The sequence below is a fragment of the Amorphoplanes digitatis genome (assembly GCF_014205335.1).
In the GTDB taxonomy this organism is placed as follows: domain Bacteria; phylum Actinomycetota; class Actinomycetes; order Mycobacteriales; family Micromonosporaceae; genus Actinoplanes; species Actinoplanes digitatus.
Genome location: NZ_JACHNH010000001.1, coordinates 7,339,168 through 7,360,589, shown reverse-complemented (window position 1 = coordinate 7,360,589; position 21,422 = coordinate 7,339,168). Strand labels below are relative to the sequence as shown.

20 protein-coding genes are annotated in these 21,422 nt (G+C 71.9%); 14 read left to right on the top strand and 6 right to left on the bottom strand.

Annotation, left to right across the window (positions count from 1 at the left end; genetic code table 11):
- Positions 1-432 precede the first annotated feature (432 nt).
- Both rpsT and BJ971_RS32260 read right to left on the bottom strand, forming a co-directional pair.
- Positions 433-699 carry a 30S ribosomal protein S20 gene (gene rpsT / locus BJ971_RS32265; protein ID WP_023359377.1) on the bottom strand — a complete coding sequence of 89 codons (267 nt, stop codon included), beginning with the start codon at positions 697-699 and terminating at the stop codon, positions 433-435.
- A 160-nt stretch (positions 700-859) separates the two neighbouring features.
- A complete protein-coding gene (locus BJ971_RS32260; RefSeq protein WP_184996917.1) occupies positions 860-1,828 on the bottom strand; it encodes a phosphotransferase in 969 nt (322 codons plus the stop codon).
- A gap of 52 nt (positions 1,829-1,880) precedes the next feature.
- Here BJ971_RS32260 and BJ971_RS32255 point away from each other — a divergent pair, with 52 nt between their 5' ends.
- The 4 genes from BJ971_RS32255 to BJ971_RS32240 all read left to right on the top strand — a co-directional run bounded on the left by BJ971_RS32255 (position 1,881) and on the right by BJ971_RS32240 (position 5,930).
- The gene (locus BJ971_RS32255; RefSeq protein WP_184996916.1) at positions 1,881-2,414 is read left to right on the top strand and encodes a DUF4240 domain-containing protein; all 534 of its coding nucleotides are present in this window, start codon (positions 1,881-1,883) and stop codon (positions 2,412-2,414) included.
- Between the two features lie 206 nt (positions 2,415-2,620).
- Entirely contained in the window at positions 2,621-3,610 is a 990-nt protein-coding gene (locus BJ971_RS32250; RefSeq protein ID WP_203709240.1) for an MOSC domain-containing protein, read from the top strand.
- 85 nt (positions 3,611-3,695) lie between these two features.
- Positions 3,696-5,573, top strand: a complete 1,878-nt coding sequence (lepA, locus tag BJ971_RS32245) for a translation elongation factor 4 (protein WP_184996915.1) — start codon at positions 3,696-3,698, stop codon at positions 5,571-5,573.
- An 81-nt stretch (positions 5,574-5,654) separates the two neighbouring features.
- The gene (locus BJ971_RS32240) at positions 5,655-5,930 is read left to right on the top strand and encodes a GlsB/YeaQ/YmgE family stress response membrane protein (protein WP_184996914.1); all 276 of its coding nucleotides are present in this window, start codon (positions 5,655-5,657) and stop codon (positions 5,928-5,930) included.
- A gap of 82 nt (positions 5,931-6,012) precedes the next feature.
- Here the strand turns inward: BJ971_RS32240 and BJ971_RS32235 are convergent, their stop codons facing one another.
- The 3 genes from BJ971_RS32235 to BJ971_RS32225 all read right to left on the bottom strand — a co-directional run bounded on the left by BJ971_RS32235 (position 6,013) and on the right by BJ971_RS32225 (position 9,474).
- On the bottom strand, positions 6,013-7,665 hold the full coding sequence (locus tag BJ971_RS32235; protein ID WP_184996913.1) for a PAS domain-containing protein: 1,653 nt from the start codon (positions 7,663-7,665) through the stop codon (positions 6,013-6,015).
- Between the two features lie 134 nt (positions 7,666-7,799).
- On the bottom strand, positions 7,800-8,660 hold the full coding sequence (locus BJ971_RS32230) for a hypothetical protein (RefSeq protein ID WP_184996912.1): 861 nt from the start codon (positions 8,658-8,660) through the stop codon (positions 7,800-7,802).
- A 25-nt stretch (positions 8,661-8,685) separates the two neighbouring features.
- The gene (locus BJ971_RS32225) at positions 8,686-9,474 is read right to left on the bottom strand and encodes an enoyl-CoA hydratase-related protein (RefSeq protein WP_184996911.1); all 789 of its coding nucleotides are present in this window, start codon (positions 9,472-9,474) and stop codon (positions 8,686-8,688) included.
- A gap of 36 nt (positions 9,475-9,510) precedes the next feature.
- Here BJ971_RS32225 and hemW point away from each other — a divergent pair, with 36 nt between their 5' ends.
- Positions 9,511-10,722 (top strand): radical SAM family heme chaperone HemW, encoded by a 1,212-nt coding sequence (gene hemW, locus BJ971_RS32220; protein ID WP_184996910.1) that lies wholly within the window; start codon positions 9,511-9,513, stop codon positions 10,720-10,722.
- 34 nt (positions 10,723-10,756) lie between these two features.
- Here the strand turns inward: hemW and BJ971_RS32215 are convergent, their stop codons facing one another.
- On the bottom strand, positions 10,757-11,419 hold the full coding sequence (locus tag BJ971_RS32215; protein ID WP_184996909.1) for a DUF4870 domain-containing protein: 663 nt from the start codon (positions 11,417-11,419) through the stop codon (positions 10,757-10,759).
- 196 nt (positions 11,420-11,615) lie between these two features.
- Between BJ971_RS32215 and hrcA the strand changes: the two genes are divergently transcribed.
- From hrcA to BJ971_RS32170, 9 genes are all read left to right on the top strand, one after another.
- Complete coding sequence (gene hrcA / locus BJ971_RS32210; RefSeq protein WP_184996908.1) at positions 11,616-12,638, top strand: heat-inducible transcriptional repressor HrcA; 1,023 nt, start codon at positions 11,616-11,618, stop codon at positions 12,636-12,638.
- A gap of 61 nt (positions 12,639-12,699) precedes the next feature.
- The gene (gene dnaJ, locus BJ971_RS32205) at positions 12,700-13,842 is read left to right on the top strand and encodes a molecular chaperone DnaJ (protein ID WP_184999218.1); all 1,143 of its coding nucleotides are present in this window, start codon (positions 12,700-12,702) and stop codon (positions 13,840-13,842) included.
- Positions 13,843-13,887: 45 nt separating this feature from the next.
- Positions 13,888-14,622, top strand: coding sequence for a 16S rRNA (uracil(1498)-N(3))-methyltransferase (locus BJ971_RS32200; RefSeq protein ID WP_184996907.1), 735 nt, complete (start codon positions 13,888-13,890; stop codon positions 14,620-14,622).
- A gap of 66 nt (positions 14,623-14,688) precedes the next feature.
- Entirely contained in the window at positions 14,689-15,750 is a 1,062-nt protein-coding gene (locus BJ971_RS32195; RefSeq protein ID WP_184996906.1) for an iron chelate uptake ABC transporter family permease subunit, read from the top strand.
- Positions 15,747-16,790, top strand: a complete 1,044-nt coding sequence (locus tag BJ971_RS32190; RefSeq protein ID WP_184996905.1) for a FecCD family ABC transporter permease — start codon at positions 15,747-15,749, stop codon at positions 16,788-16,790. The genes BJ971_RS32195 and BJ971_RS32190 overlap by 4 nt, the downstream gene beginning before the upstream one ends.
- Positions 16,791-16,803: 13 nt before the next feature.
- On the top strand, positions 16,804-17,598 hold the full coding sequence (locus BJ971_RS32185; protein WP_184996904.1) for an ABC transporter ATP-binding protein: 795 nt from the start codon (positions 16,804-16,806) through the stop codon (positions 17,596-17,598).
- Positions 17,599-17,636: 38 nt separating this feature from the next.
- The gene (locus BJ971_RS32180; protein ID WP_184996903.1) at positions 17,637-17,849 is read left to right on the top strand and encodes an MbtH family protein; all 213 of its coding nucleotides are present in this window, start codon (positions 17,637-17,639) and stop codon (positions 17,847-17,849) included.
- A 10-nt stretch (positions 17,850-17,859) separates the two neighbouring features.
- Positions 17,860-19,545 carry an ABC transporter ATP-binding protein gene (locus BJ971_RS32175; protein WP_239087374.1) on the top strand — a complete coding sequence of 562 codons (1,686 nt, stop codon included), beginning with the start codon at positions 17,860-17,862 and terminating at the stop codon, positions 19,543-19,545.
- A complete protein-coding gene (locus BJ971_RS32170; RefSeq protein ID WP_184996902.1) occupies positions 19,542-21,284 on the top strand; it encodes an ABC transporter ATP-binding protein in 1,743 nt (580 codons plus the stop codon). The genes BJ971_RS32175 and BJ971_RS32170 overlap by 4 nt, the downstream gene beginning before the upstream one ends.
- The last annotated feature ends 138 nt before the right edge of the window (positions 21,285-21,422 follow it).

Below are 21,422 nucleotides of genomic sequence, written 5' to 3'. Positions count from 1 at the left end.
TGCGGCATTCCCGGCAGTTAGTGCTGTCCGGCGAGGTTGGTCAACTTGGTGACGGGTGCGGCCTTTGCCAATGGTGGTTGTAGTCGTGCAGAACCGGCCTCGCGGTCCCCGACCATCACCGTTCGTGGGCGCCAGCTGGCTGATCTTTAGCGACCGCTGTCGCCGATCGTCCCTGCCCTGGGCTGCCTTCCTGCCTGGCTGGCCGGTCTGGCTGGGCCAGCTCGGCCGGCTGACTGTTCGGCCTGTCGAGCTGCTGGCGTGCCTGGCCTGCTGTGCATGCCGAGCTGCTGGCTTGGCTGGCCCGCTGTGGGCCGACCGAGCTGCTGGCTGCTCGGCCGCAGCGGTCGGCTGCCGTAGGCGGAAACAACTCAGGCACCGCTGGACCCGGAGGTCCTACGGTGCCCGGAGGTGCGGTCTATGACCAGCCTGCGGTCAGGCAGACAGCGAGGCGACCCGCTTGGCGATGGCCGACTTGCGGTTCGCCGCCTGGTTCTTGTGGATGACGCCCTTGCTCACGGCCTTGTCGAGCTGGCGCGAGGCGTCACGCAGCAGCGCGGTAGCCGACTCGTTGTTGCCGGCCTCGCTCGCCTCGTTCAGCTTGCGGATCACGGTCTTCAGCGACGACTTGACCGACTTGTTGCGCAGCCGGGCCTTCTCGTTCTGCCGGTTGCGCTTGATCTGGGACTTGATGTTCGCCACGCGACAGCCTTGTCCTGACTAGTTCGGATGATGTACTCGGACGGTGGCGACCGCAGCCAAAAGCAACGTCACCACACGCGACGAACCAATGTATCAGGCCCGCTTCGCGGCACCCAAATCGCTAGGAACCTTGGCGCCCTGCCGGATGGTAAAAGCCCAGCTAGGAGGCCCAGCCGCGGCGCTCGGCGAGCCAGCTGAGGGCCTGTTCGCCGCTGAAGCGCTGATGTTGCCGGCTGTGTGGAGAAGCACTGCTCGGCCCGCCGGCGGCCCGCGTCAGCCAGTATCCGCCGAGCGCGGCCAGGGCGCCGTCGACGCCCGCTGGCGGCGCGTTCCACCCGGACAGGGCGGCGTCGACGTCCAGTCCGCTCGCATACGCCGTGACCAGCAGCGTCACCGTGTCAAACCACGGCTCGCCCCGGCACGGCCAGGTCCAGTCGCAGAGCCACGCCCGGCCGTCGCGGTCGAGGAGCAGGTTGTCCACGCGCAGGTCGCCGTGCAGCATGCCCGGCCCCGTGACCAGGGCCGGCAGCGCTCGCTCCAGCGCGGCCAGCTCGCCCAGCCGGCCGGGCACCCAGGGCGGCGCGGGAGGCAGCGGCGCGCGCCCGGCCGCGATCTCGGACCACCACGACAACTCGTCGCGAACGATGTCGCCGAGCGGCGGCAGGCCGAGACCGAGCAGCTCGGCGGACGGATTGCTCAGCGCCGCCGCCGACGCCTCCCACGCGGCCAGCGCCGCGGCCAGGTCGGCGGGTGCCCAGGGCAGCGTGGGCAGGCGGCCCTCGATCGCCTCCAGGCACAGCACGAAATGCCCCTCGGCCACCAGCGTCCACCGCGGCCGGGCGGCCGGAACCTCCGGCGGCAGGGCGGCCGTGATCGCCGCCTCACGGGCGTACCAGTCGGAGAGCGGTTCGGTCAGCGGCGCGGCCTTGACGAACGCCCGGTCCCCGGCCACCGTCGTGAGCAGGGCCGCGAAGGCCCGGGTGAAACCGCCGCCCGCGCTGGCCGCGGCCGCGACGGGCCCGCCGAGCCGCGCGCCGATCGCTTCCCGCAAGGCCGCGGGCAGATCACCCCAATCCGGGCGTACGGCCGTAGCGCCGTACGCAACCTCGGGCAGTGACACCGCGCGCATGCCCCCATCCTGCCTCCCCGTTCCTGTCGTACCCGGCTGGCAGGCTGTGGCCATGAGAACGGACGACTTCTGGACGGTCATCGACCGGGCGACCGCCGACCGGCCGGGTTCGCCTGAGGAGGTGGCCAAGCGCGCCATCGCCGACCTGGCCACCCGCGACCCCGACGAGATCGTGGCGTGGGGCCGCCACCTCGACAAGGTCATGGCCGCCTCCGGCAAGGAGGACCTGTGGGCGGCGGCCTACCTGATCAACGGCGGCTGCTCCGACGACGGCTTCGACAACTTCCGCGGCTGGCTGATTGCCAACGGGCGGGAGGTCCTGGCCCGGGCGGTCCGCGAGCCCGACTCCCTTGCCGACCTCCCCTCGGTGCGCGCCGCCGCGTCGACCGGCGCGGTCTTCGAGGCCGAGGAGGTGCTGACCATCGCTGAGGAGGCACACCAGCAGGCCACGGGTGCGGGGCTGCCCGCCAAGGAGACGGCGCCGACCAGGCCGGATGCGGCGATGCTGTGGGACTTCGACAACGAGGACGAGATGCAGCGGCGCCTGCCCCGCCTCTCCGAGCTGTTCCTAGAGCCACCGGACTGACCGGGCCGAGCACCCGGCCGCGCCGGCTGCCACGGCCTGCACCGACGCGGTGGGTCGGCACGGTGATGAAGGCCCTCCGTGGCGGCCCGCCACGGAGGGCCGGGCTGTGGGGGCTGGTTGAGGGCCGGGCTGTGGGGGCTGGTTGAGGGCCGGGCTGTGGGAAATGTGGTCGAGGAGGGTGGTGTTGCTTGGGCAGACTCGGGCCCATGGGCGCTAATCAGCAGGAGCCGGCGGCTGTCGGGGTTGTCGGAGCGGAACAGGGGCTGCGGGGCGTTGTCGCCTCGGTGAGCTGCAATGACGTCTATTCGTTCACCAAGCCGACCAGGGACGAGATCATCCTGATCCCTGGCCTGGGCGTTGAGGGTGACGTCCACGCGGGCGTGACGGTCAAGCACCGGAGCCGGGTGGCCGCGGACCCGACCCAGCCCAACCTGCGCCAGGTACATCTCATCCACGCCGAACTGCACGACGAGGTGCGGCCGGAGGGCTACGAGGTGCCGGCGGGCGGCCTGGGGGAGAACGTCACCACCGTCGGCCTTGACCTGCTCGGCCTGCCGGTCGGCACGATCCTGCGCTTCGGTCCGCCGCCGGTGGACAAGGCCACGTCCGAGCACTCGGACCGATCCGCAGACCGGGCTAGGCCCTCGGCGGGTGGGGCTGAGCCCTCGGTTGGTGCGGCTGGTGGGGCTGGGTGCTCAGAGGGTGTGGCGGGTGCGGCCGGGCCCCGGGCGGGTGTGGCAGGTGGGGTTGCGCTCCCGGTGAGTGCGGCGGGTCGGGGTGGGCTTCCGGAGGGTGCGGCGGGTCGGGCTGGGCTTCCGGAGGGTGCGGCGGGTCGGGGTGGGGACTTGGAGGGGGCGGCGGCTGTTGTCGCTGCTGCTGCCTTGGCGAGTCTCGAGGCCGTTGTCGCTCCCGTCGTGGCGGTTCTTGCTGCGCGGATCGAGGACGAGGGGTTAGCTGCGGGTGAGGAAGATCCGCGGCCGGCGGTGATTGTTACGGGGCTGCGTAATCCCTGTCAGCAGATCAACGGGTACCGGGCGGGGCTGCTCAAACACGTTCTCGGGCGGGATGCTGGGGGCAATCTGGTGCGTAAGGCGGGCGTCATGGCCGTGGTTCTGCACGGGGGCACCATCCGGCCGGGGGATTTGATCAGTGTCGAGCTTCCCGGTTTGCCTCATCGGGCGCTCGACCGGGTGTGATCCTGGCGCTCGGTGGCGGCGTGGGACGATAGACGTTGCCGGCGCGTTCGTCGGTAGCCAGCTCGCTTGAGAAGAACGGACGATCGTGCCTGGACCGCTCGACCCCGGCGTGAACATCATCGGAGCGACCGATCCGGGTCGCATCCGCAACTTCTGCATCATTGCGCACATCGACCACGGGAAGTCGACCCTGGCCGACCGCATGTTGCAGATCACCGGCGTGGTCGACCCACGGCAGATGCGCGCTCAGTATCTCGACCGGATGGACATCGAGCGCGAGCGTGGCATCACCATCAAGAGCCAGGCCGTGCGCATGCCGTGGATCGTCCGGGAGGGCGACCGCACGGGTGACACCGCGGTCCTCAACATGATCGACACGCCGGGGCACGTCGACTTCACCTATGAGGTCTCGCGCAGCCTCGCCGCCTGTGAGGGCGCGGTCCTGCTCGTCGACGCGGCGCAGGGCATCGAGGCGCAGACCCTCGCCAACCTGTACCTGGCGATGGAGAACGACCTGCACATCATCCCGGTGCTCAACAAGATCGACCTGCCGGCCGCTCAGCCTGAGAAGTACGCCGAGGAGCTCGCCAAGCTCATCGGGTGCGAGCCGTCCGACGTGCTCCGGGTATCCGGCAAGACCGGGGTCGGGGTGCCGCACCTGCTCGACGAGGTCGTCCGGCAGTTCCAGCCGCCGGTCGGTGACGCCGACGCGCCGGCGCGCGCGATGATCTTCGACTCGGTGTACGACGTCTACCGGGGTGTCGTCACCTACGTCCGGGTCATCGACGGGCGGATCGAGGCGCGGGACCGGATCAAGATGATGTCGACCGGGGCCGTGCACGAGCTGTTGGAGATCGGCGTCGTCTCGCCCGAGATGGAGAAGGCGGGCGCGCTCGGCGTCGGCGAGGTCGGCTACCTCATCACCGGCGTGAAGGACGTTCGCCAGTCCCGGGTCGGCGACACCGTCACCGGCAACAACCGCCCGGCCAAGCAGGCGCTGGGCGGCTACTCCGACCCGAAGCCGATGGTCTACTCCGGGCTGTATCCGATCGACGGCTCCGACTATCCGGCGCTGCGGGACGCGCTCGACAAGTTGCAGCTCAACGACGCCTCGCTGACCTACGAGCCGGAGACCAGCACCGCGCTCGGGTTCGGTTTCCGGTGTGGCTTCCTCGGCCTGCTGCACCTCGAGATCATCGGGGAGCGGCTCGAGCGCGAGTTCAACCTGGACCTGATCTCGACCGCTCCGAACGTGGTCTACCGGGTCTTCACCGAGGACGCCGCCGAGTTCGTCGTCACGAACCCGAGCGAGTTCCCCGAGGGCAAGATCGCCGAGATCCATGAGCCGACGGTGCGGGCGACGGTCCTCGTCCCCAACGAGTTCGTCGGCGCGGTCATGGAGCTCTGCCAGGGCCGCCGGGGCCAGCTGCTCGGCATGGAGTACCTGTCCACCGAGCGGGTGGAGCTGCGCTACACCCTGCCGCTGGGCGAGATCATCTTCGACTTCTTCGACCAGCTCAAGAGCAAGACCAAGGGCTACGCGTCGCTCGACTACGAGCCGTCGGGCGAGCAGGCGGCCGAGTTGGTCAAGGTGGACATCCTGCTGCACGGCGAGCCCGTCGACGCGTTCAGCGCGATCGTGCACAAGGACAAGGCGTACAACTACGGCGTCACGATCGCGGCGAAGCTGCAGAAGCTCATTCCGCGGCAGCAGTTCGAGGTGCCGATCCAGGCCGCCATCGGCAGCCGGATCATCGCCCGGGAGACGATCCGCGCCATTCGCAAGGACGTCCTCGCCAAGTGCTACGGCGGTGACATCAGCCGCAAGCGCAAGCTGCTCGAGAAGCAGAAGGAAGGCAAGAAGCGGATGAAGATGGTCGGGCGTGTGGAGGTGCCGCAGGAGGCCTTCATCGCCGCGCTGTCGACGTCCGATTCGGGTGACAACAAGGGCACAAAGAAGTAGGTCGGTTTGGTTTCCGGAACGCTCGGGAACTCCTGGGGTCAGACGAACGCAACAGCTTCTCGACCCTGAGGGGGACCCCCAATGACCGTCACCGGCATCATCACCGCACTCATCATCGGCCTGATCATCGGCGCGCTCGGCCGCCTGGTCGTGCCCGGCAAGCAGAACATCCCGATCTGGCTGACCATGGTCATCGGTGTCGTCGCGGCCCTGCTGGGCACGGTGCTCGCCCGTGCCTTCGGCGTCGACAGCACCGGTGGCATCGACTGGATCGAGCTGGCGTTCCAGGTCGTGCTGGCCGCCATCGGGGTGGCCCTGGTGGTCGGTGCCGGCGGCCGTCGCCGCATCACGCGCTGACGAAGCCACAGAGCACGAAGCCCCGGACCCTAGGTCCGGGGCTTCGGCGCGTGGCTGGTCGGTAGCGGAGGCGCGTGGCCGGTCAGTAGCGGAACTTGTGCTGGGCGCTGCGGCGGTTTACCCAGGCCGGCAGTTCATCCACGTGCTCCAGGTGCGGCACCCGGTCCATCGGGTCCTGCGAGCCCGTCACGTCGCGCATCGTCACCACGTAGCCCTGCACCAGGCGATCTTCCCGCAGGTCGCGGTAGGTCGCCTCGACCAGGATCTGGCGCTGGTCCGGGCGCTGGAGCGCGCAGTAGACCACCCCGTCGCCCTCGTCCTGGAGCGCGCGGCGTACCTGGCCGCGGTCGTCGGGGTGGACCAGGTCGTGCAGGGTCGTGAACGGCGGCAGGTCCGGCACCCCGATCAGCTCGCGCAGCGCCGGGCTCGCGTAACGGATCTGCTGGTCCTCGTCGATGACCAGCATGATGTCCGCGGTGTTGCGGATCACCGCCCGCAGGTACAGGTCGCTGTCGCGGCGGCCGACGGCCTCCACCAGCGAGATCCGGTCCAGGGCCAGCGCGGCCTGACCGGCCAGCACCTCGCAGGCGTCGCGGCTTGCCGTGAGCATGTCCAGGCGGCCGGAGAGCACCAGCGCGCCGCCGTTCGGGCGGGCCACCGCCAGCGGTTCCAGCCACAGCGGACAGACCAGCGTGCCCTCGGCAGCGCCCTGGTCGTCGGTGCGCTTCTCGTCCAGCCACCAGCTGCGGGGGCGGGGGCCCGCCTCGGCCGCAGGCAGGGCCGCCAGGGTGAGCTGGCGGTCGTCCGTCGCGAAGACGATGCGCCGCACGTCGTGCGGCGGCAGCAGTTGGGTGACCGCGGCGCGGACCGCCTCGTCCACCGCCGCCTCGTCGGCCGCGGCGACCAGGGCCGCGCTGGCCTCGCGCAGCACCCGCTCGCGGGTCAGCGCCAGGCCGTTCTGCGAGACCGAATCCGCCAGCCGGGTGAAGGTCAGCACCAGCGTCAGGCCGCCGACCACGGCGATCGCCACGCCGTCGCGGACCGTGCCGGAGAGGGCCTCGATCAGCAGGACCAGGGGCGGCGCCGCGACGGACAGGGCCAGCAGCACGGTCCAGTGGTTCTGCCAGGTGGTCGGGCGCGCCGACATCGGGCTGGTCAGGCGGGCCATCGACGGGTGCAGCGCCGCGGCGCCCCAGGCCAGGTAGAGCACGATGTATCCGGCCTCGGTCGCGGCGTTCGGCGCCATCGGGTACGCGATGTCGCTGATCAGCATGCCCAGCGCGCCGACGCCGAGCAGCACCGCCGACCAGTTGAACCAGGCCGCCACGATCAGCCGCACGGCGACGCCGAGCAGCACCAGGCCGCCGATCACGTCGGCGGCCGAGATGCTGCCGAACCGGCCACTGTCGCCGATCACGAAGACCCACACCACCAGCAGCGCCGAGCACGCGAACGCGAGCAGGTCGATCAGCCGCGCGCGGTTCATCAGGATCGCGCCGGCGCGGGTCAGCTGCAACATGGCCAGCGCGACGAAGGCGAACATCGTCAGGTAGCAGATGTCCGCGGCGGTGTAGCGGCTGACGGCGTAGAAGACGTCGCCGACGGCAAGCGTGGCGACGGCGGCGGCGAGCAGTAGCCAGGGGCCGACCCGTGCCGGCTTGTGGCGGCGGACTCCGATGACAACGGCGATGACGCTCGTGGCTCCGAGGAGGACCCATTCGATGGCGTGGAGCACCAATAACTAGTACCAGGCTGGTCGCTGTCTGTCCACGTTCATATATACGCAGCGCAATGACCAGGGGCGACCGGAACGGCGGCGAATGTGAAGGTGAGGAGCGAACGTTTCCTGCTCACGTCCGTCGTGGAGGCTCAGCTGAAGACCTCGGCCACCACGGTGCCGTTGTCCGCGACCTGGTCGCCGGTTACCGGCTGCCACTTGCCGTCGCCCGCGTTCCACTCGAGGTTCGCGAAGCGCACCCGCGAGAGGCCGGTGCCGCTCGCGTGCGAGACGAGCCAGTGCGCGTAGCGCCAGCCGATCTTGACGTCCTCGACGGCGACGGTGAGGCCGCCGGGCCGCGGGGACTCGATGGAGTCGAGGCCGTTGCCCCAGTCGAGGCGCATGCCGTCCGCCAGCGCCGTGGCCGCGGCGGCGCCGCGCAGGGCGGGCTCGCCGGTGATCGTGCACTCGACCGCGCCGATGGCGCCGCCGGTCAGCGCCTTGGCGAGCACCGCGGACTCGTCGGCCCACTTCTCGTACGCGTTCGGGTAGGCCGAGCGCTGCACCTTCTGTGCCGCGTCGGTGATCCGCATCCGCTCCCAGCCCTTGACCTTCTTGAGGGAGGAGTAGAACTTCGTCGCGGCGTACCGGGGGTCCTGGATCTTCTCGACCGTGCCCCAGCCCTGGCTGGGCCGCTGCTGGAACAGGCCGACCGAGTCCCGGTCACCGCTCTCCAGGTTCTCCAGCTTGGATTCCTGGAAGGCGGTGGCCAGGGCGACGACCACGGCCCGCTCGGGCATCTTGCGCCGGACGCCGACCGCGGCGATCGTCGCGGCGTTCGCCATCTGGACCAGGTCGAGCGTGACCTCGCCGTCGGCGCGCACCGTGCACTCGGGCCCGAGGTGCGGCAGGTTGAGCTTTCCATCGAAGGATCTGACGGCCACGACCACCCCGAGGGCGCCGATGAGCGCGAGCAGAGCCACCAGTACAACCGGCTTTCTCCGCACGCACACTCCCTCCGTCAGGTGACAAGCGTAATCAACGAGCGCTCGTGTCGTGTGTCACCGGTACCCAGGAGGCGGGACGCTTCTCCCGGAAGGCCGCGACGCCCTCGCGCCCCTCGGCCGATCGGAAATAGCCCGCGGAGCGGGCCGACAGGTCGGCCAGGTCGGCGCGGATGGTGTCGGCCGCCGGCCGGCGCAGCAGCTGCTTGGTGCCGGCCAGGGCCAGCGGGCCACCGCGGACCAGGGCGCCCGCGTACGCGGCGACGGCCGCGTCCAGCCCGTCGGCCTCGACCGCGGCGGTGACCAGCCCGATCTCGGCGGCCCGTGTGCCGTCGAAGACGTCCCCGGTCAGGTAGAACTCGGCCGCCGCGCGGGGGGCGAGCCGCGGCAGCACGGTGGCGCTGATCACCGCGGGGATCACGCCGAGCCGCACCTCGGAGAAGGCGAACGTCGCGTCGCGGGTACAGACGGCGATGTCGGCGGCGGCGATCAGGCCGAGCCCGCCCGCCCGGGCCGGGCCGGCGATCCGGGCCAGCACCGGCTTGGGGAACTCCCAGATCGCCGCGAGCACGTCCGCGAGCAGCTCGGCGGGTATTCTGCCGGTCTCGCGGGCCTCCGCGGTCTCCTTCAGGTCGGCGCCCGAGCAGAAGACCGGCCCGGTGTGCGATATCACCACCGCCCGGACCTCGGTGTCGGTGAGCGCCGCGCCGAGGGCGTCGAGCAGCTCGCGCATCAGCAGGGCGGAAAGGGCATTTCGGTTCGCCGGGCTGTCTAGGGTAACTGTGGCGATCCCGGCGTCGGTGGCGGTACGGACCAGCTCCATGCCGGAACCTTAACGGGGTGCGTGCACACTTGACGGATGCCTGGTCCTCCACCCGACGGTGAGCCCGTACCCAGCGACGGCTCCCTGCCCGACAGCGCCCTGCGCGACGTCGGCCGGCGCGGGTTCGGGGTATATGTCCATGTCCCGTTTTGCGCGAGCCGCTGCGGGTACTGCGACTTCAACACGTACACGGCCAGTGAGCTCGGCGGCGGCGCGAGCCGGGAGGGCTACGCCGACGCGGTGCTGGCCGAGCTGCGGCTGGCCGCGACCGTCACCGGCGCCCGGGTCGACACCGTCTTCGTCGGCGGCGGCACGCCGACCCTGCTCGACCCGGGCGACCTCGGCCGGATCCTCGAGGGCATCGACAAGACCTGGGGGCTGGCCGGCGACGCCGAGATCACCACCGAGGCCAACCCCGAGTCGGTCGACCCGCGCTCGCTGCGGGCGCTGCGCGGTGCCGGCTACACCCGCATCTCGCTGGGCATGCAGTCCGCCGCACCGGCCGTGCTGGCGATCCTCGACCGCAAGCACACGGCGGGGCGGGCGCCGCAGGCCGCGATCGAGGCCCGCGAGGCCGGCTTCGACCACGTCAACCTCGACCTGATCTACGGAACGCCGGGCGAGCGGCCGGAGGACTTCGCCGCCTCGCTGGACGCGGTGATCGAGGCGGGGGTCGATCACGTCAGCGCGTACTCGCTGATCGTCGAGGACGGCACCCGGATGGCGGCGAAGATGCGGCGCGGCGAGCTGCCGTACCCCGAGGACGACGTCGCGGCGGACCGCTACCTGGCGGCGGAGGCCGCGCTCGGCGGCACGGGTTTCTCCTGGTACGAGGTGTCCAACTGGGCGACCTCGCCGCAGGCGCGCTGCCGCCACAACCTGCTCTACTGGACCGGCGGCGACTGGTGGGGGCTCGGGCCGGGCGCGCACAGCCACGTCGGCGGCGTGCGGTGGTGGAACGTCAAGCACCCCACGGCGTACGCGAAAAGGGTTGCGGAGGGTGTCTCGCCCGGGCTGGGGCGCGAGATCCTGACGGACGCCGACCGCCACGTCGAGGACGTGATGCTGCGGGTACGGCTGAGCGACGGGCTGCCGACGGCCGCGCTCGACGCGGCCGGGCTGGCCGGCGCCGCGCGGGCCCTCGCGGACGGCCTGCTGGAGCCGGACGCCTATGCCGGCGGCCGGATCGTGCTGACGCTGCGCGGCCGGCTGCTCGCCGACGCGGTCATCCGCGACCTGCTGCCGTGACGCCGGGCCGGGGCCCGGCGCCACGGGCGGCGGGCTACTTGATCATTGAAACCGTCATCGGGTAGTTGTACGGCTCGTTGTTGTTCGCCTTGACGCCGGCGATGATGCCGAAGATCGTGGCGACGGCCCAGGCCGCGATGCCGATGAAGATGCCGATGAAGACGCAGGCCAGGATCCAGCCGACGACCGCGATGATCGACCAGAGGATCTGGAAGTTCAGCGCCTTGACCGCCTCGGCACGCACCACCGGCGACTGGTTGCCCCGGGCGATGAACGCCACCAGCGGCGCGATCCAACCCGAGGCGCCGCCGCCGAGGAAGGCGCCGGCCGCGCCGCCGAAGTGTGCGACCAGGATCCAGGTCTTGTCGTCGCCGCCGGGCTGACCGTAGCCCTGCGGCGGGTAGCCGCCGGGCTGCTGACCGTAGCCGGGCTGCTGGCCGTAGCCGGGCGGCGGGCCGTAGCCGGGTGCCCCCGAGCCGGGCGGGGGTCCGTAGCCGCCGCCGGAAGTGGGCGGCGGTGCGTAGCCGCCGCCCGAGGTCGGCGGCGGGGTGCCGTAGGTCGGCGGCTGGGGCGAGCCGTACGCCGGCGGCGGCGGCGGGGCGGATCCGGCTCCCGGATCGTTACCCGGATATGGGTTGAATGGCGCGGTGGGGTCCGAGGGGTTCCCCTCACCGGGCGGGCGCGGCGGTTCAGTCATGTCGCACACGGTAGGACCGCAGGTCGAACGTGGCGAGGGCAACATGCCGCGCGAGGGCGGAGAATAGACAGTCGGCTAACCGTCGCGAGCACCGATGACTGATCATCGCGCGCGGCGTGGCGGCGACGTAGACTGGCACTCGACTTTGCGGAGTGCCAAACGGCGGAGTGCCAAAAACGGCGGGGAGGGGTTCGGCGTGAGTCTCGACGATCGCAAGCTCGAAGTGCTCCGCGCCATCGTCGAGGACTACGTGTCGACCCAGGAGCCCGTCGGCAGCAAGGCCCTGGTCGAGCGCCACCAGCTCGGCGTCTCCCCGGCGACGGTCCGCAACGACATGGCCGTCCTCGAGGAGGAGGGCTACATCCGGCAGCCGCACACCAGCGCCGGCCGGGTGCCCACCGACGCCGGCTACCGCCTGTTCGTCGACCGGCTGTCCCGGGTCAAGCCGCTGAGCCCGGCCGAGCGGCGCGCGATCGAGCGCTTCCTGGTCGGCGCGGTCGACCTCGACGACGTGGTGCACCGCACGGTGCGCCTGCTCGCCCAGCTCACCCGCCAGGTCGCGGTCGTGCAGTATCCGAGCCTGGCCCGCTCGTCGGTGCGCCACCTCGAGCTGGTGCCGATCTCCACCACCCGGCTGATGCTGGTGATGATCGCTGATACCGGCCGGGTCGAGCAGCGCCTGGTCGAGCTGCCGGCGCCGACGGCGACCGACGACGTGCTGGACATGCGCCGCAAGATCAACGCCAAGCTGAGCGGCGTGAAGCTGTCCGACACCCCGCCGCTGGTGGCCGCCCTGGTCGACGAGTCGGACCCGGCGAAGCGCACCACCATGGCCTGCGTCGCGTCGGTGCTGCTGGAGACGCTCGTCGAGCGCAGTGAGGAACGCCTCGCCCTGGCGGGTACGGCGAACCTGACCCGCGGCGGCGTGCTGGACTTCCAGGGCTCGCTGCGGCCGGTCCTGGAGGCGCTCGAGGAGGAGGTCATCCTTCTCAAGCTCATCGGCGAGGTCGAGCCCAGCACCACCCGGGTCCGCATCGGCGACGAGAACGAGATCGACAACCTGCGGGCGGCATCCGTGGTGAGCACGGGTTACGGACCGGGCACGACGATCGTTGGTGGGCTCGGCGTGCTGGGGCCCACCCGGATGGATTACCCCGGCACCATCGCGACCGTGCGTGCCGTGGCACGCTACGTTGGCGACCTGCTGGCACAAAACTGACGCAACCGCGACGAAGGTCTCCAGCGCGTAGCGCGGGGCAGACATGAGGACTCGAAACCCTGTGGCCAAGGACTACTACGGAATTCTCGGCATCGGCCGCGAAGCCACCGACGACGAGATCAAGCGCGCCTACCGCAAGCTGGCCCGTCAATTCCATCCGGACGTCAATCCGGACCCGGAAGCGCACGAGAAGTTCAAGGACATCAACGCGGCGTACGAGGTTCTCTCGGACGACCAGAAGCGTCAGATCGTCGACCTCGGCGGCGACCCGCTGGCACCCGGCGGCGGCGCGGGCGGCCCCGGCGGCCCCGGCGGAGCCGGGCCGTTCGTTGGCTTCCAGGACATCATGGACGCCTTCTTCGGTACGGCGGCCGGCGGCGGCTCACGCGGCCCGCGGCCGCGCACCCGCCCGGGCGCCGATGCGATCCTGCGCCTCGAGCTTGACCTGGTGGAGACGGCCTTCGGCGTCGAGGCGCCGATCACCGTCGACACCGCCGTGCTCTGCACCCAGTGCTCCGGCGCGGGCACGGCGCCCGGCACCCACCTGGCCACCTGCGAGACGTGCGGCGGCCGCGGCGAGGTCCAGTCGGTGCAGCGCACCTTCCTCGGCCAGGTCGTCTCGGCCCGGCCCTGCCAGGTCTGCCAGGGCCACGGCACGGTCATCCCGCAGCCCTGCCCGACCTGCGCCGGCGACGGCCGCATCCGCACCCGCCGCTCCCTGACCGTGAAGATCCCGGCGGGCGTCGAGGACGGCATGCGCATCCGCCTGGCCCAGCAGGGCGAGGTCGGCCCCGGCGGCGGCACGGCGGGCGACCTCTACGTGGAGATCCACGAGCGCCCGCACGACGTCTACTCCCGCAAGGGCGACGACCTGCACTGCCGGGTGACCCTGCCGATGACCGCGGCGGCGCTGGGCACGCGGCTGACCATCAAGACCCTGGACAGCGAGGAGAACATCGAGGTCAAGCCGGGCACCCAGCCGGCATCGACCCTGCGCATCCGCGGCAAGGGCGTGCCGCACCTGCGGGGACAGGGCCGCGGCGAGCTCTTCGTGCACCTCGACGTCAAGACGCCGACCAAGCTGACCGCCGACCAGGAGCGGATGCTGCGCGACTTCGCGAAGACCCGGGGCGAGGACATCGCCGAGCTGAGCAAGCAGGGCGGGTTCTTCTCCCGCATGCGGGACGCCTTCAACGGGCACTGAATCCGACCGGTGATCTTTACGCCGGATGTTGGGTAGCGTGTGCTCGTGTCTGCGCCTCTGTTCTTGGTTGACGACCTGCCCGGCGGGAAGCGGTACACCCTGGCCGGTGCCGAGGGGCATCACGCCGCCACCGTGCAGCGGCTGAAGGTCGGCGAGGCGCTGCTGCTCGGCGACGGGCGCGGCGGGACCGCCACCGCCGAGGTCACCGCCGTCGGGCGGGGCAGCATCGACGTCCACGTGCTCGGCCGGGACTTCCGGGCCGCGGCCGATCCGCGGCTCGTCGTGGTGCAGGGGATCGCCAAGGGCGACCGGGGCGAGCTCGCCGTGCAGGCCATGACCGAGATCGGGGTCGACGAGATCGTGCCCTGGGCCGCCTCGCGGTCGGTCGCGCAGTGGCGCGGCGAGCGCGGCGACCGGGCCCGGGAGAAGTGGGTCAACACCGCGCGCGAGGCCGCCAAGCAGGCGCGCAGGCCGTGGCTCCCGGTCGTCTCGGGTACGCCGGACGTCAGCACCAAGCGGGTCGGCGCGCGGCTGTCCGAGGCCGCCGCCGCGTTCGTGCTGCACGAGGAGGCCACGGACCGGCTCACCGGCGCCAAGCTGCCCGACGCCGGGGAGATCGTGCTGATCGTCGGGCCCGAGGGCGGCATCAGCGACCAGGAACTGGGCGCCTTCGTCGGCGCGGGCGCGCAGCCCGTGCGGCTCGGCGACGCGGTGCTGCGCACCTCGACGGCCGGGATGGCCGCGCTCGCGGTGCTCTCCGCCCGCCTCGGCCGATGGTGACGCCGGTGGTGACGCTCGCCTCGGCCGATGGTGACGCGTAAGGAAGGTTAGCCTAAGCTTCGCCGCATGGTCCTCACGCGTACGCCGGCGCCCGCGCTGTCCGAGCCGGCCGCCGCGGCGGGCGCCGGGACCGGGCGAATGAGGCGCAGCGCCGGGCTGCTCGCCTGCCTGGGCGTGCTCGCGCTGGTCTGCCTGGCCAGCATCGCGATCGGCACCCGCAGCATCTCCCTCGGCACGGTCTGGGACGCGTTCTTCCACTACGCCGACACCGACGATCAGTCGATCGTGCGGGACCTGCGGGTGCCGCGCACGATCCTGGGCCTGCTCGCCGGTGTCGCCCTCGGACTGTCCGGTGCGGTCATTCAGGCGGTCACCCGCAACCCGCTCGCCGACAGCCAGATCCTCGGCATCAACGCCGGCGCCGGGCTGTTCGTGGTGTTCGCGGTCGGCGTGCTCGGCCTGACCAGCCTGTCGCAGTACATGTGGTTCGGCTTCGCCGGTGTCGCGTTCGCGCTGAGCCTGGTCTACCTGCTCGGGTCCGCCGGGCGGGCCGGCGCGACGCCTATCCGGCTGACGCTCGCCGGTGTCGCGCTCGGCGCGGTCATGGACGGCGCCTCCGAGGGCATCCGGCTGCTGCGGCCGCGCGCCTTCGACTACCTGCGCTTCTGGGACGTCGGCTCGCTCGCCGGGCGGCCCATGGAAGTCGCCACGACGATCCTGCCGTTCGTGCTCGCCGGTGCCGTGCTCGCCCTGCTTGTCGCCCGCTCACTGAACGCGGTGGCGCTCGGCGACGACCTGGCCCGCACGCTCGGCGCCGGCATCGGGCGTACCCGGTTCCTGGCCACCGTCTCGGTCATGCTGCTGGCCGGCGCCGCCACCGCCGCGGTCGGGCCGATCGGCTTCGTCGGCCTGATGGTCCCGCACGTCGTGCGCTGGATCGTCGGCCCGGACCAACGCTGGATCTTCGTCTACACGGTCGTGTGCGGGCCGATCCTGCTGCTTCTCGCCGACATCGTCGGGCGGCTCGTGCTGCGGCCCGGCGAGCTGCGGGTCGGCGTCGTCACCGCGTTCGTCGGCGCGCCCGTGCTCATCTGGCTGGTACGCCGGTCCCGGGTGAGTGGGCTGTGAGCGTCGACTTCGGCCGCCGGGTGCTGGTGCTCCGGCCGCACCGCAAGGTCTCGGCCCGGGTGAGCGTGCGGCCCGCGATCGTCTGCCTGCTGCTCTTGCTGGCCGCGCTCGCGGTGGCCGTGCTGGCGCTGGGCACCGGCGAGTTCACCCTGTCGCCGGGCGAGGTCGTGCGGGCACTGTCCGGCGAGGGCACCCGGGCGGCGCGGCTCGTGGTCGTCGAGTGGCGGCTGCCGCGGGTGCTGCTCGCGCTGGTCATCGGTGCCGCGCTCGGGCTCGCCGGCGCCGTCTTCCAGGCGCTCACCCGCAACCCGCTCGGCAGCCCGGACGTCATCGGGTTCAGCACGGGCGCGTACACCGGGGTGCTGGTCGCCGCCGTGTTCGTCGGCAACTCCTACTACGTCACCGCGGCCGGCGCGCTGGTCGGCGGCCTGGCCACCGCGATCGTGGTGTACGTGCTCGCCTTCAAGCGCGGCGTGCAGGGCTTCCGGCTGATCATCGTGGGCATCGCGATCAGCGCCATGCTCGCCTCCGCCAATCAGTGGTTCATCATCAAGGCCGACCTCCAGGCGGCGTACGCGGCCGCGATCTGGTCGCAGGGCAGCCTCAACGGGCTCGGCTGGTCGCAGGTCGTCCCGGTCGCTGTCGGTGTCGGCGTGCTCTGCGTGGCGCTTGTCGCGTTCGGGCCCCGGCTGTCGCTGCTGGAGATGGGCGAGGACGCGGCGGCCGCCCTCGGCGTACGGGTGGAGCCGGTCCGGCTCGTGTACCTGGTCATCGGGGTCGGCCTGACCGCGGTCGCGACGGCGGCCGCCGGGCCGATCGCCTTCGTCGCGCTGGCCGCGCCGCAGCTGGCGCAGCGGCTCACCCGCACCGGCGGCATCGCGCTGCTGCCGTCGGCGGCGATGGGCGCCTTCCTGCTGATGCTCAGCGACTGGCTCGCCCAGCGCGCGTTCGCACCGACCCAGCTACCGGTCGGCGTCGTGACCGTCTCGGTGGGCGGCATCTACTTCGTCTGGCTGCTGATCCGCCAGGCGCGGCGGTAGGAGGGGAGCACGGATGAGTCTGGTCGCCCGGGACGTCACCATCGGGTACGACAAGAAGACGATCAGCGAGCACCTGGATCTTGAGGTGCCCGAGGGCCGGTTCACCGCGATCATCGGGCCCAACGCCTGCGGCAAGTCGACGCTGCTGCGTGCCCTGTCCCGGCTGCTCAAGCCCGGCCGCGGCGAGGTGCTCCTCGACGGCCGCGACATTCACTCCCGGCCCGCCCGGGAGGTCGCCCGGCGGCTGGGGCTGCTGCCGCAGTCGTCGATCGCGCCGGACGGGATCACCGTCGCCGAGCTGGTCGCCCGGGGCCGGTTCCCGCACCAGAAGCTGATCCGGCAGTGGTCGGCCGGCGACGAGGACGCGGTGGTCGCGGCGATGGCCGCGACCGGTGTGACGGAACTCTCCGGTGAGTTGGTCGACACCCTGTCCGGCGGGCAGCGGCAGCGGGTCTGGGTGGCGATGGTGCTCGCGCAGCAGACGCCGATCGTGCTGCTCGACGAGCCGACGACGTTCCTGGACATCGCGCACCAGATCGAGCTGCTCGAACTGTGCGTCCGGCTCAACCGCGAGCAGGGCACGACGATGGTTGCGGTCCTGCACGACCTCAACCAGGCCGCCCGGTATGCCGATCATCTGGTCGTGATGAAATCCGGCCGGATCGTGGCGCAGGGCGACCCGCGCGAGGTCATGACGGCCGAGCTGGTCGAGGACGTCTTCGGGCTGGGCTGCCGGATCATCGACGACCCGGAGACGCACACCCCGCTGGTCATCCCGCGATCATCGGTGTTCCAGCGGATAGGTTAGGCTGACCTTACTTTCAGGCAGATCGGTGGGGAGACGTCGTGTCCAGCAACCCGTTCGATGACGAGAACGGCACCTTCCACGTCCTCGTGAACGACGAGGAGCAGCACTCGCTGTGGCCGTCCTTCAAGGAGGTCCCGGCGGGCTGGCGCAGCGTCTTCGGACCGGCGCCGCGCCAGGAGGCCGTCGACTACGTCGACGCCAACTGGACCGATCTGCGCCCCAAGTCGCTGCGCGAAAGCATGGCTCAGTGAGTTCGGCCCCGTGAGCCGCTCCGGCGCGCGCATCCTGGTTCGCAGCACCACCCGCAACGCACGCCGGCTCTGGGTCGGCACGGCGCTGATCTCGGTGCACCAGGCCTGCGAGACGTTCGTCCCGATCATGATCGGCGTCGTCATCGACCGAGCCGTCACCCCCGGTGACCTGGGCCAGCTGCTGCTCTGGGTGGCCGTGCTCGCCGTGCAGTTCACGCTGCTGACCACGGCGTACCGGTTCGGGGCGCGGCAGCTGATGGCCGCGATCGCCGAGGAGGGGCACCAGCTGCGCCTCGAGGTGTCGGCGAAGATCCTGCACCCGCGCGGGGTGCGCACCGACATGCGGGCCGGCGACCTGCTGACGGTCTCGACAAGCGACGCGGACAACACGTCGTACGTGCTCGACTACATCCCCCGGATCGTCGGCGCGGTCGTTGCCACCGCGATCAGCGCCGTCGCGCTGTTCCTGATCTCGGTGCCGCTCGGCCTGGTGGTGCTGATCGCGACGCCGGTCGTGCTCGTGCTGTTGCAGGTCAGCTCGCCGGTGATCACCAGGCGCGTCGCCGACCAGCAGGAGCAGGCCGGGCGCGCCACGTCGCTCGCCACCGACCTGGTCACCGGGCTGCGCCCGCTGCGCGGCCTCGGCGCACAGGACGCGGCCGCCGATCGCTACCGCGAGGTCAGCCGCCGCTCGCTGCGGGCCACCCTGCGTGCCTCGCGCACCCAGGGCGGCTACCTGGCCGCCTCCACCACCCTCAGCACGCTGCTGGCCTGCGCCATCGCCATCATGGCCGGCTGGTTCGCGCTGACCGGCCGGATCACCGTCGGCCAGCTCATCGCCGTGATCGGCCTGGCCCAGTTCCTGATCGAGCCGTTCGGGACCCTCGCCGTCGTGCCGAGCTGGTTCGGCGAGGCCCGGGCGTCCGCCGACCGGGTCGCCCTGATCACCGACGCCGGCCTGGTGCTGCCCGAGGGCGCCGCGACGCCGGCCGAGCACCCGTGCGACCTGCGCCTGTCCGGGGTGCGGCACGGCCCGCTCGACGGCCTGGACCTGCACGTGCTCCCCGGCGAGTTCGTCGGCGTCGTCGCCCGCCGCCCCGGCGACGCGGAGGCGCTCGTCAAGCTGCTCTCGGTGCCGGACGGCTACCAGGGCAGCCTGCTGCTCGGCGGCTCGCCGCTGGAGCAGGTCGAGCGCGCGCACGCCCGCCGGCTGCTGCTGGTCGAGCCGCACCACGCCGACCTGTTCACCGGCACCATCGCCGCGAACGTCGACGTGCACGCGGGCGACGAGATCCTCACCGAGGCGCTGAGCGCCGCGGCCGCCGACGAGGTGCTCGCCACCCAGGCGGACGGGCTCGACGCGGTCGTCGCCGAGCGGGGCGCGAGCCTCTCCGGCGGCCAGCGGCAGCGCATCGCGCTCGCCCGCGCGCTGCTCGCCCGCCCGGCGGTGCTGGTGCTGCACGATCCGACCACCGCCGTCGACGCGGTGACCGAGCACGCCATCGCGCAGGGCATCCGCGCGCTGCGGCACGCGCCCGGCGCCGGCTTCGCCACCGTCGTCATCACCAGCAGTCCCGCGCTGCTCGCCGCCACCGACCGGGTCGTCGTGCTCGGCGAGGGTGCCGTGACGGCCGAGGGCGGGCACGAGCAGCTGGGCGCGAGCGACGAGACCTACCGTCAGTTGGTGCTGAGATGAGCCAGATCCTGCCCGTCGCGACCTCGCGGCAGACCCGCGCCTGGCTCTGGGCGGAGCTGCGCGGACGGCCCGGCGAGGTGATCGGCACGCTGCTGGTCGGCATCCTCGCGGCGGCCGCCGCGATCCTTCCCGTGTACGCACTCGGCGTGCTCGTCGACCGGGTGCGCGCCGGCGCCGGCGCGTCCGCGATCGTCGAGATCTCGATCGTCATCGGTGTCGCCGCGGTGGTCGGCGGCGCGGCGATCGGGCTGTCCACGTACCTGATCGGCCGGCTCGGGTCCCGGATGCTCGCGGATCTGCGGGAGAGCACCGTGGCGACCGCGCTGCGGCTGCCCGCGCTGGTGCTGGACCGGGCCGGGCGCGGCGACCTGCTGTCGCGGGTCGGCGCCGACATCGCGGCGATCGGCAAGGCCGTCGCCGACGTGCTGCCCAACGTGATCTCGGCCCTGCTGCTGGGCCTGCTGAGCCTGGCGGCGATGGCCGGGATCGACTGGCGGCTCGGGCTGGCCGGTGCCGTGGCGGTGCCGTTCTACGTGATCGCGCTGCGCTGGTATCTGCCGCTGTCCGCGCCCCGGTACGCGCAGGAGCGCAAGGCGGTCGCGGAGCGGTCCCAGCTGCTGGTGGAGAGCATGCAGGGGCTGCGGACCGTGCACGCGTACCGGCTCGAGCGGCGGCACCTGGAGGACATCGAGCGGGCGTCGGCCAAGCACCGCGACATCGACGTCGGCGTCTTCACGCTCTTCACCCGCTTCGTGGGCCGGGTCAACCGGGCTGAGTTCTTCGGACTCTCCGCGCTGCTGGTGGTCGGCTTCCTGCTGGTGCGCGACGGGTCGGTGTCGGTGGGCCAGGCCTCCGCGGCCGCCCTGCTCTTCCACCGGCTCTTCAACCCGGTGTCGATGCTGCTCTTCACGTTCGACGAGATCCAGGCGGCCGGCGCGAGCCTCGCCCGCCTGGTCGGCGTCGAGACGATGCCGGTGGAGCGGCGCGAGGCCGGCAGCCCGCCCGCGGACGCCTCGCTGACCCTGGACGAGGTGAGCTTCAGCTACGACGGCCGGACGCCGGTGCTGCGGGGCGTGAGCCTGCACCTCGAGCCGGGCGAGCGCGTCGCCCTGGTCGGCTCGACCGGGGCCGGCAAGACCACCGTGGCGTCGATCGCCGCGGGCATCCTGCGCCCCGACGCGGGCGCGGCCCGGGTCGACGGCGTGCCGGTGCCGGAGCTGCCGGCCGGGACCGTGGCCATCATCAGCCAGGAGACGCACGTCTTCGCCGGCCCGCTGGTGGAGGACCTGCGCCTGGCCCGGCCGGGCGCGAGCGTCGCCGAGGTGGCCGCGGCGCTGGAAACGGTCGGCGCGCTCGCCTGGGCGCAGGAGCTGCCGGACGGGCTGGACACGCAGGTCGGCGACGGCGGACACGACCTGACCCCCGCGCAGGCCCAGCAGCTGGCGCTGGCCCGGCTGGTGCTGCTGGACCCGGCGGTCGCCGTACTGGACGAGGCCACCGCCGAGGCCGGCAGCGCGGGTGCCCGCACGCTGGAGCGGGCGGCGGCCGCCGCGACGCAGGGCCGGACGGTGCTGATCGTGGCGCACCGGCTCACCCAGGCCGCGTCGGCGGACCGCGTCGTCGTCATGGAGCACGGCGTCGTGGTCGAGTCGGGCCCGCACGCCGACCTCGTCGCCGCGGGTGGCCGCTACGCCGAACTCTGGTCGGCCTGGGCGTCGAGAAGCTCCACTCCCGCCTGAAAACGCACGATCGGGGAGGCCGGATACCGCACGGGTATCCGGCCTCACGTGTATCCGCATGCCGCCCAGTGAAGAGGTTAGGCTAACCTAATCCCGCGTCGATGACGCGCGCCCTCGGGCGTTCCACATCGGAGGTGC